The sequence below is a fragment of the Bellilinea caldifistulae genome, from assembly GCF_001306055.1.
Taxonomy (GTDB): Bacteria; Chloroflexota; Anaerolineae; order Anaerolineales; family Anaerolineaceae; genus Bellilinea; species Bellilinea caldifistulae.
The window spans coordinates 82,211-96,728 of sequence record NZ_LGHJ01000012.1 but is presented as its reverse complement, the minus strand read 5'-3'; the positions used below and the strand labels follow the sequence as shown (position 1 = coordinate 96,728).

Below are 14,518 nucleotides of genomic sequence, written 5' to 3'. Positions count from 1 at the left end.
AAATCGCTGGTTTAATTGACAGGCGCTTCATGGCGTGATAGAATGTAGCCGTTCTGACCGCCCCCATCGTCTAGCGGCCTAGGACGGAGCCCTCTCAAGGCTCAAACAGGGATTCGAATTCCCTTGGGGGCACAGATTGTTCAAACCGTGATCCCCGGAAGGGGACGTTGTTCGAATTTCCTTGGGGGCACAGATTGTTCAAACCGTGATCCCCGGAAGGGGACGTTGTTCGAATTCCCTTGGGGGCACAATCTATTGTTTTTCTATCGTCCGTTCAGGAGAAATTCCATGCCATCATCATCATTCGTCCCGGAACGAAGCGCCAGTTGCCAGTGTGTGAGAACCCGGCTTTGCGGGAGATTGCCACGCCGCCGCGCTCGTTCGCGGTGAGCTGATCTTGTTAAGGCCATGCCGAGTACAGGGGAGACTGTCCCCTCCCAGGATTGTTTGAGCCTGAACCCACACTCAGAAAATCCTATCTCCTTACGGGACGATGCCGGCACAGGCGACGCCATCTTTGGGGGCTTCGGTGCGTTCGCGCTTCCAAACCCGCCCGTCGAGGGTGATGGTGCAGGACAGCTGACCGGTCTGGCTGGGGTTGGAGGCAGTCAGGTAAACTTCCTCACCGCGCGCCACTACCACCCGCTTTTCCCACGGCGTCGTTACGGTGGTGGTTTTGGAAATCACCTCTTTGCCGGCCTGCAGGGTGATGTTGGCATAACCGCCGGTGGCTTCCACCCGGAAGACCAGCACCGCTTCGGTTGGCGGGGGGCGGAAGACGCCTAAAAAATTCAACAACCAGAGCGAGGCTGCGCACAGAGCGATCACCAGCATAATTTGCAACAGGACCGGGCGGGAGATGGGACGGGGGGATGATTGCATTTTTTTACGCCTTTTTAACGCCAGCGGCTAAAGAAAAAAGCGCATCGGACGATAACTATTATAGCAAATTGAAAGACGGAGGTGTTGAAATATCGAACAGATGAGGAGCAACGGATAGGTAACCAATCGGCGGAGTGCGCTGGTACCGGGTTCCACGCCCAGCGCCGGAACGGTAGAAAGAACCCGGCGGTAACCCAAAAATCACAATCGTTTTCCAAATCTTAATCCACAAGGGGAAGGATCCCCGCCACACACAAACAAGGAGGTTTGAAATGGCTGAGATAGATATCACTCGAATTGCCGGTAATATCGGCGCAATGAACGCCCTCAATTCTTTGCAGGGCATCAACAAGCAACTGGCGATCTACCAGACCCGTCTGGCAACCGGTAAACGGATTAACTCCGCAGCGGATGACCCGGCCGGCTTGTCCATCGCCAGCAAATTGCAGTTCCGTTCAGAAGGTTTGAAAGTTGCCCTTGGCAACATCGGCGATGCCAAGAACCTGCTGGCCGTGGCAGAAGCAGGCGTAAGCCGGATCAATGACATCCTGGTACAGATGCGCAACAAAGCCGCTCAGGCTGCCAGCGACACGATGGGGTCTGCCGAGCGCCAGATCATCAAGACCCAACTGGCTGCCTACGCTGCTCAAATTGATGACATTGCCGCTCAGACAGAGTGGAATGGCAACAAACTCATTGACGCCAGCTACTACTCCACAGCGTTGACCTTCCAGACCGGTTATGGGCAGAATGATTTCACATCCGTCAGCGGTTTGGACAACCTTGCAGCAACCGGCATTAACAATGGGCGAGACAGTCTGAAACTGGCACTCAAGACGGGTACCTCATCTGCCTCAGTTTCTGCCGATGCCAGCGACATCATTGACAATACCAATGGTGTCAGCACCAGCGGAACGATTAACTCTAACTTGAGTGAACTCCAATCCGGTACCTATACGGTGCAAGTACAAGCCAATGGAGCCAGCTCGGTGGTTCGCCTGTTTGACGCTAGTGGCTCAACCCAATACCTGATTGCTCAAAATGCCAATGGGACTGGTGCCGTTGGTTATGGATTAACGGTTGATCTGAGTGGTGGTGATGTTGCCGTCAACTTTGGTAATGGTCTGGTCGTGAATTTGAACGGCGGCCTGGCAAATGGTACTTACACTGCCACAGTGAACTACACCAAAGCCGGCACGTATGATGTGCAGAAGAACGGCGATACGGGTGGCGCTTTGGTGTCCGCCCAGGATTTCCGTGACTACATGACCTACCTGGACGGCAAGCTGGACTATGTCGCACAGCAAATGTCAACCCTCGGTGCATTCATCGGCCGCTTGAATTTCAAGGAAGACCAGGTGGCGGCTGCCCAGATCAACGTTGAAGCCGCTTACAACCGCATCATGAACGCCAACATGGCCGAAGAACAGGTCAATGCCAGCAAGTACCTGATCCTGCAACAGACGGCAACCGCGATGCTGGCGCAGGCCAACACTGCTCCGCAGTTCCTGCTCTCGCTGTTCCGCTAAACCCCGGACCTGACCGTCCGCCGATGGCAGCAAGCGGGGGGCAGCCGTAAGTGAGCCGCCCCCCGCTCACCCCCTGAATGAGGGAGATGCCCATGAGCAGTAACACAATTTCCGCAACCAATTTAGACCCGACCTTTCGCACCATCATTCAGCAGACGCTGGAAGCCGAACGCCAGCCGTTGAAGCGTTTAACCGCCCGGCGCGATGAATTGCAGGTGCAAAAGGGCATTTACACCGATCTGGGCAACCTGCTCAACAACCTGCAAAGCGCGCTGCGCAATCTGATCAGCAGCCAGCCGTCTTACACGCTCGGCGGCGCGCGTTCGGTCAAGGTGACTCCCTCGGTTGCAGGCAGCACGGTGCTGGCTGCCAGCGCCGGCAGCACTGCGGCGGCTGGTCAGTACGAAGTCAGCGTGACCTCGCTGGCCAGAGCGCACCGCGTCCGCTCGGATGCGGTGGAGTACGTCAACCAGGCGCTGGGGTTGAGCGGCACATTTCGCCTGGGTGGGCTGGCATCTGCGCAGGTTTCGGGGGTAACGACGGCGGAAGGCATTCTCGGCTTCCAAACCGCTGCGACACTGGACGGTAAAACGGCTTTGGGTAGCGATACCTACTTTGTTGAGACCCGCCAGCAGGACGGCGTCTGGCAGTTCCGGCTGGTCAACAGTCGCGGCGAGGCGCAGTCCATCCGCCGGGCGGACGGTAGTTACACCAGCGAGTGGCAGTCCGCTCCCACGGAAGCCGGTTGGGTGGATACCGGCCGTGGCCTGCAAATTGAGTTCAACCCGGCGGCTTTGCAGGCGCGTTCGCGCAGCAGTGGAGCGGCTTCGGTCACCTACACCCCGCAGGGGGTTGCCATCACCGTCAGCGCCGGCGACAGCCTCGCCGATCTGGCGCTTAAGATCAATCAGGCGGTGTACGCTGAGGGCAACCGCGTTAGCGCTTCGATTGTCAACAATCATCTGGTACTGACCCATCAACGCAGCGGGGCGGACATTTTGCTTCAAGCCGCCGATGAGAGCGGCACGGTACTGGAGTCGCTGGGTGTGCTGCAGGGCGGGGCGTTCAAAACCGTGCTGCAAACCCCAAGTGATGCGGTCTTCACCGTCAACGGTCTGACCGTCCAGCGCGGGCGTAATGATAACCTGAGCGATGTAATCTACGGAGTCAGCCTCTCGTTGAGCGCCGATGCGGAAGGCAAGGCTGCAACCCTCGTTATTGAGGATGACCTGAGCGCGGATGTCAAAGCCGTCCAGTCTTTTCTGGATCAATTCAACGCGCTGCAAAAGTATCTGGCGGATAAAACCGCCACCGTCAAGAACAGCGACAACACCTACACACGCGGCGCGCTGGTGGGAGATGGCATGTTCCGCAATCTGCGTTTCGACCTGCTGCGTCAGTTTCAGGCTTCTTACGCCACCGGTCAATCATTCAGCCGACTGGAAGACATTGGGCTGAAACTGGACGGCGACCTGAAAGCCGGCATCAGCGACCGCAGCGCGCTGGAAAACGCCCTGCGTAGCGACCGTAACGCCGTGAAAGCCCTGCTGGATGCGGCGCTTGGAGCCCTGGACAGCCGCCTGAACCAGTTTACCGGCGCGGATGGTTACGTCAAGAAATCTCAGGAGTCGGTTGAAAGCCAGATTGAATTGACCCGCAAAGCCATTGACCAGATGAACGAACGGTTGGCGCAGCGCGAACAGACCCTGATTCAACAGTTTGCCGAAATGCAAACTCAAATGACGCTGATGCTGTACACCTCTCAACAAATGAACAGTATCTACGGCAATTTCTTCCGCAGCGGTTGATCTGCGGGACGGATGGAACCGTTGAACCGAATTTTTGGACATGCAAGGATGCAAGAAATGAGGTGACGAGATGAACGAAATGAACGTTACCCCGGTTTCCCCACCGGCTGGCGATTCGTCCGCACGGATTCAGCAGGTGGTGGATTTTTACAGCGAAAAGGCAGCTGCTCCACGCCGCAGCGAAATAGGCGAGTCATCCCCCAGCCCTTCTTCCCAACCGCGTACCTCGGACGTGGTTTTGCGCTTTAATGTGAACCGCGAAACCCACGAAGTGACGGTGTACATTATGGACCGCGCCTCGCGCCAGATTATCCGCACCATCCCGCCGGATGAATTGAGTAAACTCAAAGCCGGCGATTTGATTGAACTGCTGGCGTGAGTTTTTACGCAGAATTTACCGCGCAGGGCTAAAGTTTGCCGCCGGTCAGTCGAAACTAAGGGTAGTCAATACCAAAATCACCCCGGCAAGAACGAATTCAGAGGAGACCCGAATCATGTACCAGACTGCATACCGCACTCAAGAATACCGGCAGCAAGATGTGATGGGCGCCAGCCCGCTCCGTCTGGTGATCATGGCGTACGACCTGGCGATTCAGTCCTGCGAAGTCAAGGACTTTGAGAAAGCGACTAAAGCCATCAGCGTCCTGCGCGATGCCCTCAACTTTGATTATCCCGAAGTGGCGGTTGGTCTGTTCCGCCTGTACCAGTGGTGTCTGGACTGCATCCGCAAGGGTGATTATGACGAAGCGATTCACGTGCTGAAAGAATTGCGAGACGCGTGGAAGATGACCGAAAAACGTTTTGCGCCGCCGCCCCAGCCCAGCGTTCCGGCAACCGCCTATACCTCGACGATTACGCAGGCAGCCTGACTCCCACACCCTGCGATCGGCTTATCGGTAGTGCCACTCCAAACAATTGCATAGCGTTTCTCCCACAGTAAAATACACCCCCCTTCACCGGTGGTGTATTTTACGTTTTTAACGCCTTTTTTATTCAGCCTTCATCTCAACTTTACGGAAATTCGTTTCGGCTTGTGCTATCCTGCTGTCAGGAGTCAAGGAGTGGTGCTATGAGTTTCTGGGAGTCTCTACGAATTGGTGCATCGGGCCTGTTGGCTCAACGTTTAAGGCTGGATACGATTGCCAACAACATTGCCAACGCCCAAACCACACGTACAGCCCAGGGCGGGCCGTATCAGCGTAAGGATGTGGTTTTCATGCCGGAGAACAAACGCGGCTTTCTGCCACCGTTTGTGGCAGCGCGGCGCGGCGAGCCGGCTGCTGTTCAAGGTGGCGTTCGGGTTGCCCAAATCATCACCGATCCCGAACCCGGCCCGCGGGTCTATGATCCCACCCACCCGGACGCGGATGAGGAAGGCTATGTTACCTATCCCAATGTCAACCCGCTGGTGGAAATGACCAACATGATCTCGGCAACCCGTTCCTACGAAGCCAACCTAACGCTGATCGAAGCTGCCAAGCGCATGGCGCTGAGGGCGCTGGATATTGGGAGGTAGCCGTGAACATACCGCCGGTTTCCATTTCATCGGTCTATCGTGCCAGTGAGCCGCAGGGTGTTCCCAAACCGGCTTCCGCCAGCCTGCAGTCGGTCACCAAGACGTTCGAGGAAATGCTCAATTCGCTCAACGAATCGCAGCTGAAGGCGGATGATCTGGTGCAGAAACTGGCGCTGGGCGAGAATGTTGACCTGCACACGGTGATGATTGGGCTGGAAGAAAACGATGTCAATTTCCGTGTGGCGCTGGCAATCCGCGACAAACTGGTGGAAGCCTATCACGAAATCATGCGCATGCAAGTCTAAACGGGTGAGAAACGCTTATGATGGTACCCCTGCAAAACCAATTTCTGAATTACTGGAAGAAACAAAGTCAATCCCAGCGGATTGTGATCATCTCTTTGCTGCTGGCGGCGCTGATTCTGGTACCGGTGCTGATCAACTGGGCGAATACCCCTTCGTATTCAGTGGCTTACAGCGGCTTAAGCGAAAATGACGCTGCCCAAATTGTGCAGAAACTGGACGAAAACCGCATCCCCTATCGCCTGCGGGACAGCGGCACCATTCTCGTCCCCAGCGAACAAGTTTACGAGGTGCGTCTGCGCATGGCGCGCGAAGGACTGCCCAAAAGCGGGACGGTCGGTTACGAATTATTCAGCGGTAATACGCTGGGCATGACCGAATTCACACAAAAAGTCAATTACCAGCGCGCTCTGGAAGGCGAACTGGAACGCACGATTGGCAGCCTGGAAGCTGTGGAAGCCGTGCGGGTACATGTGGTACGCCCCGAACGCACCCTGTTGAGCAGCGAGCAATCGCCCACGACCGCCTCGATTACCATCAAGGAACGCATGGGACAGGCGCTGGATGCGGCTCAAGTACGGGCGATCACCCATCTGGTGGCTAGCAGTGTGGAAGGTTTGCAGCCTGAAAATGTGGTGGTGGTGGACAGTAACGGCAATTTGCTGGCGGGCGGCGGCAACGAAGCCGGTTCGCTGAGCGCTCAAACCGACAGCCAGCGGGCTGCCGAGCAGGCGGCTGCGGCGGAGATCCGCAAACAGGTGCAGTTGATGCTCGACCGCACGCTGGGCCCGAACCGCGCGGTGGTGCAGGCAGCCGTGGCGATGGACTGGACCCAGCGTGAAATTGTTTCCAGCACGATGGAGCAGCAGCCCACCCCGGTGGTGCGCAGTTCACAAAAGATTGTGGAAAATTACACGACATCAGGCGCGGTTGAAGGTGGGGTGCCGGGAGCAGATTCGAACCTGCCAACTCCGCTGCCGCCGGTGACGGGTGAAAACGGGGCGATGACCTACTCGCGTACCGAGGAGACCGTCAATTACGAAGTCAGTCAGGTGGAAGCCCGCGAAGTGCAGTCCCCGGGGCGCATCAGCCGCATCAGCGTTTCGGTGATGGTGGATGGGCTGGATGCCCAGTCGGTCGAGACGGTCAAAGCGGCGGTGGCGGCAGCCGCTGGTGTGGATGAGGCGCGTGGCGATCAGGTGGTGGTGCAGTCCATGCCGTTTGACCGCACTTACTACGAGCAACAGGCGGCTGAAATGGCTCAGGCCGAACAGACCAACCTGTACATTCAAATTGGGCTGGCTGTAGCGGCGGTAATTTTGCTGGCAGCCCTGATCTTCTTCTTCTCACGTCAGATGCGCCAGTTGCGCACAGCCACGGCGCAGGCCTGGCAGCCGGTGATGATGCCGGCCGGTGAACTGGCGGCTTTACAAGGGCAGGCTGCTGTCCCCTTGGGGCAGATTGCTGCGCCCGAAGCCGCCGCCGGATTGCCTCCCATGTCGGCTCAACGGGCGGCTCTCAATCAGAAAACCGAAGATGTGATGGTGGAACTTTCCTCCCGCTTTACGCCGGTCAACACTGCGGAAGATGAACAACGGGCCAAAGTCGTCAGCCGGCTGGCGGAGGAAAGCCCGGCCACCGTAGCGGAAATTATCCAACTCTGGTTGAACGAGGATAACAGGAACCATGGATAATCCATCCACGGCGATTTCGGGAATTGACAAAGCATCGGCGTTGCTGCTGACCCTGGGGGTGGATACCTCCTCCAAAGTTTTGCAGTACCTGACCGAGGGTGAGATCGAAAGGGTGCTGCTGGCATTGGGCAAAACCGGGCCGATCCCGCCGGAGGTACGTCGGATAGCCCTGCAGGAAGCGGTTGAGTTCAGCACGGCGGATGCGGCTTTGCGCGGCGGCGGGATCGAGTACAGCCGTCAATTACTGGCCCGGGCGGTTGGACCGCGGCGGGGTGCTGAGATTTTGGAGCGCATTTCGGTGCATCAACAACTGTCCTCGTTCGAGATGCTGCGGAATGCCAACCCCGAAGAGGTCGCTGCTCTGTTGCAGGAGGAAATGCCGCAGACGATTGCCCTGGTACTTTCTTACCTGGAGGCCAAAGTGGCTGCCGATATTCTCACCAGCCTGCCGCGAGAATTGCAGGTCGAAGTAACCCTGCGGCTGGCGGTCATGGACCGCGTTTCTCCACAAGTGGTACAGGTGGTCGAGCGCAACTTGAAGAACAAGCTTTCCAGCGTGTTGAGCGAGGCCGATTTCCGCGCCACCGGTGGGGTGACTTTTCTGGTCAAAATGCTCAATATGGTGGATCGTGGCGTGCAGAAGACTATTCTGGAAGCGCTGGAAGCCAGCAATCCCAAACTGGTGGAAGAGATCCGCGCCAACATGTTCACCTTTGATGACCTGATCAAACTGGATGACCGCGCCATCCAACGGGTGCTGCGCGACATCAGCAAGTCTGAGCTGGCGCTGGCGCTCAAAGCCGCCCCGGAAAAATTGAAAGAAAAGATCTTCAACAACCTTTCCGAACGGGCGCGCGAAAACTTGAAAGAAGAGATTGAGATCTTAGGCCCGCAACTGGCAAAGAACGTCTATGCCGCCCAGCGCAAGATTGTGGACGCAGTGCGGGCGCTGGAAGAAGCCGGCGAAATTGTGATTGGCGGTGGTGGCGAAAATGAAGTCATCCTCTAGGATTTACAAACACAATCCGTCGGCTGCGGGTTTTTCCCCGTGGCAACTGCCGGATTTTGACCAGCAAGCCGGGGTTGAAACGCGCGAACAGGCTGCCGAGATTCTCAATCTGTTCATGCTTTCCGAGGCACAACCGTCCCTCAGCAGTAGCGTCCGCTCTGGCCTGCTGCGGGGTGAGCAGCTGAGAGGCTTGCAGGTCTGGAATGTTCCCGATTTGGAGCACATCCCGCCGTTTGTGGACGAGGACGGGGGAGGAAATCGCTTTTTTGTCGGCGATCAGCCGCACGAGGCCGGCTGGCGTGAACAGCAAGAGGCCATGTCCCTCATCCAACAGGCTGAGGCGCAAGCAGCTGAGATCCTGCGGCGGGCCGAGGAAGAAGCCGGACAAATACGCCTGCGGGCAGCCGATGAACTGGAAGCCATGCGCCAAAGCGGTTATCAGGAAGGGCTGGCGCAGGCTCAAGAGGAAATGCGGGAGGCCTTGCAAGCCTGTGCTGAATTGATTGCCGAAGCAAAGGCTTGGAAGCAAAATCTGACCACCTCCAGCGAAGGAATTGTGCTGGAAATGATTCGCGAGATGGCGGTCACTTTGTTTGGAGAGGGAGTCGCATTGGATGATCAGGCTCTCCAATTGAACCTGAACCGAATTGTGGAGCAGGCCAGCACGTTGGGCGAGTTGAAGATTTACCTTAATCCCAAGGATGCAGCCTGCCTCGACCCGGAGTGGAAGGAGTATCAGGCGCTGGTGCTGGGGCATAAGGTGCAGGTGATCCCGGCTGAGGGGATCACCCGCGGCGGTTGTTACATTCAGGGGCAGTACGGGGCGGTGGATGCACGGGTTGAAACCCAACTGCGCAATCTTCTGGCATCGTTTGCCGAAGTTCAATCCAATCAGGAGATGCCACTATGAACGAGATCCAGCCGCCCGATCTCACCCGATACCGCACCATGCTGCGCAACCTGACCACGGTGCAGGTTGCCGGACGGGTCACTCAGGTGATCGGTCTGACCATCGAGGTGGTCGGGTTGAATTGCCAGATTGGAGAGGTGTGCGAGATCCAGACCAGCCACCGGGGTAAAGTTCAGGCCGAGGTGATCGGCTTCCGCAATGAGCGGATGCTGCTGATGCCGCTGGGGACGATGGAAGGCATTCAACCGGATAGTCTGGTGCGGCCGGTTTCCAGCGTTTTCAAAGCGCCGGTGGGTATGTCCCTGCTGGGGCGGGTGCTGGATGGCTTGGGACAGCCGATTGACGGTAAAGGCCCGCTCGGCACGGTCGAGTGGAAGATCACCAACCGCGCTGCACCCCATCCGTTGGAACGCCCACCGATTGTCGAACCGCTGGTCACGGGAGTGCGGGTGATTGACGGCATGCTAACCTGCGGCAAGGGCCAGCGGTTGGGCATCTTCGCCGGCAGCGGTGTGGGTAAAAGTACCCTGCTTGGTTCGATTGCCCGCAATTCGCGCAGTGACATCTCGGTAATTGCCCTGATCGGTGAGCGTGGCCGTGAGGTGCGCGAATTCATCGAACGTGACCTGGGAGAGGATGGGCTGGAGCGTTCGGTGGTGGTGGTCTCCACCTCCGATCAGCCGGCGCTGGTGCGCCTGAAAGCCGCCTTTGTGGCGATGACGATTGCCGAGTACTACCGCGACTGCGGGTTGGATGTAACTTTCCTGATGGACTCGGTCACCCGCTTTGCGATGGCTCAGCGCGAGATCGGTCTTTCGGTGGGCGAGCCTCCGGCTAGCAAAGGGTACACCCCATCTGTCTTTGCGCTGCTACCGCGCTTACTGGAACGGGCCGGGCGCAATCAGCACGGCTCGATCACCGGTTTCTTCACCGTGCTGGTGGAAGGAGATGATTTCAATGAGCCGATTTGTGATGCGGTGCGCGGTATATTGGACGGCCACATCATCCTCAGCCGTGCCCTGGCGGCTCGCAATCATTACCCGGCAATTGATGTGTTGAACAGCGTCAGCCGGGTGATGCCGGCGCTCACGGATGAACAGCACCTCAAACTGGCGGCGGCTGCCCGCAAGCACCTCGCCACGTATGAAAAGGCGCGCGATCTGATCAATATCGGCGCGTATGTGTCCGGTTCCGACCCGGACATTGATGCTGCCATTGCGGTGATGCCGATGCTGACAGCCTTTTTACAACAAGGCAGCAAGGAAGTTTCGTCCTTTGAAGAAACCCTTTCAATTTTGCAGATGGCGGTGGGAGAAAAGACGGCTGAGCCGGTAAAGGAGGTTGAATAATGGTACCGCGTTTTAATTTACAAAGTGTGCTGGATGTGCGTCACAGCCGTGTGGAATCTTGCGAGCTGGAATTGAGCCAGCGGCTGATGGAGCAGATGAAGATTGAGAACGCTTTGGAGCATCTCTGCGAGCGGCGGGTACGGCTGATGCGCCAGATTGCCGAAATGCAGATGGGCGAGCTGGACCTGGCAGCATTGGCTCTGCTGCGGGCTGAATTGCAGGATACCGACCGGCAGAAAAAGACCCTGGAAAGCCAGCTGGAGCAGGCCCGCGCGGCTGTGGAAAGCAAACGGGTGGAACTGGTCAAAGCCCGGCAGGAGGAAGAAACCCTCCAAATTCTCAAACGCAAGCACATCGAACACTACACTCAGCTGGAGGCGGAAAAAGAAGCCCGCGCGCAGGACGACATTTACATTGCCCATGCTTACCGCCAGCGGCTTTCGGAGGCGGCTCCCCATGGATAATTCAATTTTCAGCAGTCAATTTCAGGCGGTCATTTACCGGTTGCTGTTCCAGTTGATCGAAAAATTGGCACAGCCGGGGCAGAATCAGGCCGCAACGGGGGCTAACCCCCTGGACGGTGAAGCCGGCGGGGGTTACTCGCCGCAAGGCTTACGGATGGCGGGTTCGCCTTCCGGTTTCGATGCGCTGATTGAGCAGGCTGCCCAAAAATACGCTGTCAATCCGGCGTTGGTACAGGCGGTCATCAAGGCTGAGTCTAACTTCAACCCGCGAGCAGTTTCGGCGGCGGGCGCCATGGGGTTGATGCAGCTGATGCCCGGAACAGCCCGCAGTCTGGGGGTAAGCGATCCATTCGATCCGGCCCAGAACATTGACGGCGGCGTGCGCTTTTTGAGCAATTTGCTCAAACGCTATAACGGCAATGTGCAGCTGGCGCTGGCGGCCTACAACGCCGGGCCGGGGGCGGTTGACCGCTATCAGGGCATCCCTCCCTACCGTGAAACCCAAACTTACGTTCAGCGGGTGATGGGGTATTTTCAGAGCAGTTTATACCGGTGGTCGGGGTGAAGTATGACAAGAAATTGGATCAGTGACGATGCTTTGCAGGCTGCCCGGCTGGCGCTGGATGGTTTGAGCCTGCGCCAGCAGGTGATCAGCCGCAATCTGGCGAATGTGGATACGCCGGGCTACCGTGCCCAACAGGTTAACTTTGAGGATACGCTGAAACAGGTCTTTCAGCGGAAGAAAGGAGTGGAATTGGAAAAATCGCATCAGGCTCATCTGGCATCACCCGCGCGGCGGGTCGGCTTTCAGGTGTCGCAGCGTCCGGGCGGCAGCCTGCGGGCCGACCTGAACAGCGTGGATATTGATGTGGAGCTGCTGGAAATGAACAAGACCGGCATTCAGTATCAGGCGCTGACTCAGTCGGTCAGTAAAAAACTGGCGCTCCTCAAAACTATTGCAATGTCGAGGTGAAAATGGACATCAATTTATTGGAAGTGCTGCCCGTCAGCAAACCGCCTCCTGAAAGCGCGCTGCGTCCGGCCAAACCGCATGCAGAAGCGCACCGTAGCGAATCGCTCACTTTTGAGCAGACCCTGCGGGCGCGCCAGAAGGAGGAAAAACAAACTCAGGCTCAGTCAGAGGCGGCGGCATCTCAAACGGCAGGCACGGCAGCAGCCCGGCAGCCGGCCGTTGAGAACGAAAATCAACCGGATCAGAATCCCATGTCCCCTGCCGAAACCGCTGCCGAACAGCCGACAGCCCGAATCAGCGGCGGCTTACCCGCCCTGCTCAACGAAGGCGTGCTGCTACCGGTAGTGCAGGGAGAGCCGGACGTCCTTGCCGAAGGAGAGATTCAACCGGCGGATGGCGGGATGTTACAGCCTTTGCCTGCGGCCGAAGAAGGCGCCCTCGTCGAGGGCGGAGTTGATTTTGCTTCTGCGCTGGAACAAAGCCTGAGCCAGCCGGCAGAAGAAGAAACCCTCATTCAACCCCAATCCCCTACGGAGGTGAAAAGCGAAAAACCCGTAACCACCGAGATCAAACCTGAAAGCAAAGCAGAAAGTCCGGCCAGAACCAGACTTGCTGAAGAACCGCAGCAAACCCCAACGGTCAAGGTCGAAAGCGTTGTGGAGCACCCTCCAGCGGGGCATTCCTCCACAGCCGAAGCGGTCATTCCAATTCGTGCCGAAACTCCTGCGGTGCATGGACGGACGTTGGTAGATGTGGTCCGCCAGATTGCCAGTCAAATGGAGGCGTCAATCCAGCAGGGGCGTTCCAGCCTGCGGGTGCAATTGCATCCTCAGGAACTGGGCGGTATTGATATCCGCTTTGCCAGCAGTTCACAGGGCGTCCACGTGACGGTTTACGCCGAACAAGCCAGCACCGGACGGCTGCTTGAAGCCCAGTTGAATCAGCTGCGCCAGTCTTTGACAGAAGCCGGGGTCAACCTTGCTCAGTTGAACATTCATCACGAAAACCCGTCCCACCAACCCCAGGGCGGCTTTCAGGGCCACAGCCCGCGCAGCCGCTCGTTCGGCGGACGGGAAACCGAGCAGGGCAGCGGTTCGTTCATCGAACCCGCCGAACGCTGGCAAAACCTTTCGGTCAGCGGGGTGGATTATCGCATTTGAGGAGGTAAAACCATGCAAGTTTCGGAAGTTTCTCCATCGTTGTTTTCCAGTGTGGGTCAGACAAATACCCCCAAAATCGGCAATCAGCCGGGCATGGGCGACTTTTTGACCATGCTGGTGGCGCAATTGACCCATCAAAATCCGTTGGAGCCGATGAAGGATAGTGAAATGATGAGCCAGTTTACCCAGCTCAATTCACTGCAAGAACTGCAAGCGATGCGGGTGGTGCTGGATAGTGCGGCAGCCGCCAACCAGAATGCTTATGCGGCCAGCCTGATCGGCAAAATTGTCAAAGTTGCCCAAAAGGACGGCTCGACGCTGGAGGGGGTGGTCGGCGGGGTCACCAGCGAAAAAGGGGTGCTTTACCTGCAAATTGGTAGCCAGAAAGCTCCGCTGAGCGATGTGATTGAAATTCGTGGAGGTGCTGCATGAGTGAGGTTTTCCGCGTCCAGCTGGAACGCGCTCAAAATAACGCGGCAAACGGGCCAGCCAAACCTGCCCGTCCAGCGCCAGAGGCGTCCACCCCGGCATTTGCGGAAACCCTTGCACAGGTTCAACAGGTACGCTTTTCCAACCATGCCCAAAAACGGTTGCAAAGCCGCGAAATCGCCCTCAGTGACGAACATGTCAACCGCCTTGCCCAGGCCATCGAAAAAGCCGAGCAGCGCGGAGGTAAGTCATCGCTGGTGATGATGGACGATCTGGCTTTTATTGTCAATGTGCGCGAGCGGCTGGTGGTCACGGCAGTGGATGCTCAACATCGCGGAGAAGGGGTCTTCACCCAGATTGACAGCGTGGTGATTGCCGAACCAACCCGTTCGCAACACGGTAAATTAGACCAAACTGCTTGAAGTTCGAGGACTCTCTACAAACACACACAGGTCGGCCCTCTCGGAGGAAGCCTGTGAACAAATCAAAAATC

At 57.4% G+C, this 14,518-nt stretch carries 17 protein-coding genes and 1 tRNA gene; 17 read left to right on the top strand and 1 reads right to left on the bottom strand.

The features are described from left to right. Positions 1-59 precede the first annotated feature (59 nt). Positions 60-132: transfer RNA gene (locus AC812_RS06490), tRNA-Glu, on the top strand. 351 nt (positions 133-483) lie between these two features. Here AC812_RS06490 and AC812_RS06485 read toward each other — a convergent pair. Then, positions 484-882 (bottom strand): hypothetical protein, encoded by a 399-nt coding sequence (locus tag AC812_RS06485; protein WP_061919288.1) that lies wholly within the window; start codon positions 880-882, stop codon positions 484-486. Positions 883-1,154: 272 nt separating this feature from the next. Here AC812_RS06485 and AC812_RS06480 point away from each other — a divergent pair, with 272 nt between their 5' ends. The 16 genes from AC812_RS06480 (at position 1,155) to AC812_RS06405 (ending at position 14,447) form a co-directional block, all read left to right on the top strand. Continuing rightward, on the top strand, positions 1,155-2,411 hold the full coding sequence (locus AC812_RS06480; protein ID WP_061919286.1) for a flagellin N-terminal helical domain-containing protein: 1,257 nt from the start codon (positions 1,155-1,157) through the stop codon (positions 2,409-2,411). 92 nt (positions 2,412-2,503) lie between these two features. Next, positions 2,504-4,219 (top strand): flagellar filament capping protein FliD, encoded by a 1,716-nt coding sequence (gene fliD, locus AC812_RS06475; RefSeq protein ID WP_061919284.1) that lies wholly within the window; start codon positions 2,504-2,506, stop codon positions 4,217-4,219. A gap of 70 nt (positions 4,220-4,289) precedes the next feature. Next, positions 4,290-4,598: a flagellar protein FlaG gene (locus tag AC812_RS06470; protein WP_061919282.1), complete on the top strand. Its 309-nt coding sequence runs from the start codon at positions 4,290-4,292 to the stop codon at positions 4,596-4,598. Between the two features lie 115 nt (positions 4,599-4,713). Further along, positions 4,714-5,088 carry a flagellar export chaperone FliS gene (locus AC812_RS06465; RefSeq protein WP_061919280.1) on the top strand — a complete coding sequence of 125 codons (375 nt, stop codon included), beginning with the start codon at positions 4,714-4,716 and terminating at the stop codon, positions 5,086-5,088. A 200-nt stretch (positions 5,089-5,288) separates the two neighbouring features. After that, on the top strand, positions 5,289-5,735 hold the full coding sequence (gene flgC / locus AC812_RS06460) for a flagellar basal body rod protein FlgC (RefSeq protein WP_061919278.1): 447 nt from the start codon (positions 5,289-5,291) through the stop codon (positions 5,733-5,735). A 2-nt stretch (positions 5,736-5,737) separates the two neighbouring features. Further along, positions 5,738-6,040: a flagellar hook-basal body complex protein FliE gene (gene fliE / locus AC812_RS06455; RefSeq protein ID WP_061919275.1), complete on the top strand. Its 303-nt coding sequence runs from the start codon at positions 5,738-5,740 to the stop codon at positions 6,038-6,040. Positions 6,041-6,057: 17 nt separating this feature from the next. Continuing rightward, entirely contained in the window at positions 6,058-7,731 is a 1,674-nt protein-coding gene (fliF, locus tag AC812_RS06450) for a flagellar basal-body MS-ring/collar protein FliF (protein WP_061919273.1), read from the top strand. Next, positions 7,724-8,740: a flagellar motor switch protein FliG gene (gene fliG / locus AC812_RS06445; RefSeq protein WP_061919271.1), complete on the top strand. Its 1,017-nt coding sequence runs from the start codon at positions 7,724-7,726 to the stop codon at positions 8,738-8,740. Before fliF ends, fliG begins: the two co-directional genes overlap by 8 nt. Further along, complete coding sequence (locus AC812_RS06440; RefSeq protein WP_061919269.1) at positions 8,724-9,650, top strand: FliH/SctL family protein; 927 nt, start codon at positions 8,724-8,726, stop codon at positions 9,648-9,650. Before fliG ends, AC812_RS06440 begins: the two co-directional genes overlap by 17 nt. Further along, on the top strand, positions 9,647-10,999 hold the full coding sequence (fliI, locus tag AC812_RS06435; protein ID WP_061919267.1) for a flagellar protein export ATPase FliI: 1,353 nt from the start codon (positions 9,647-9,649) through the stop codon (positions 10,997-10,999). The genes AC812_RS06440 and fliI overlap by 4 nt, the downstream gene beginning before the upstream one ends. Continuing rightward, entirely contained in the window at positions 10,999-11,463 is a 465-nt protein-coding gene (locus AC812_RS06430) for a flagellar FliJ family protein (RefSeq protein ID WP_061919265.1), read from the top strand. Before fliI ends, AC812_RS06430 begins: the two co-directional genes overlap by 1 nt. Further along, on the top strand, positions 11,456-12,028 hold the full coding sequence (locus tag AC812_RS06425; protein ID WP_201797735.1) for a lytic transglycosylase domain-containing protein: 573 nt from the start codon (positions 11,456-11,458) through the stop codon (positions 12,026-12,028). Before AC812_RS06430 ends, AC812_RS06425 begins: the two co-directional genes overlap by 8 nt. A 3-nt stretch (positions 12,029-12,031) precedes the next feature. Then, complete coding sequence (flgB, locus tag AC812_RS06420) at positions 12,032-12,436, top strand: flagellar basal body rod protein FlgB (RefSeq protein WP_061919263.1); 405 nt, start codon at positions 12,032-12,034, stop codon at positions 12,434-12,436. A gap of 2 nt (positions 12,437-12,438) precedes the next feature. Then, positions 12,439-13,596 (top strand): flagellar hook-length control protein FliK, encoded by a 1,158-nt coding sequence (locus AC812_RS06415; RefSeq protein WP_061919261.1) that lies wholly within the window; start codon positions 12,439-12,441, stop codon positions 13,594-13,596. A gap of 12 nt (positions 13,597-13,608) precedes the next feature. Beyond that, a complete protein-coding gene (locus AC812_RS06410) occupies positions 13,609-14,028 on the top strand; it encodes a flagellar hook capping FlgD N-terminal domain-containing protein (RefSeq protein ID WP_061919259.1) in 420 nt (139 codons plus the stop codon). After that, the gene (locus AC812_RS06405) at positions 14,025-14,447 is read left to right on the top strand and encodes a TIGR02530 family flagellar biosynthesis protein (RefSeq protein WP_061919257.1); all 423 of its coding nucleotides are present in this window, start codon (positions 14,025-14,027) and stop codon (positions 14,445-14,447) included. The genes AC812_RS06410 and AC812_RS06405 overlap by 4 nt, the downstream gene beginning before the upstream one ends. Positions 14,448-14,518: the final 71 nt, after the last annotated feature.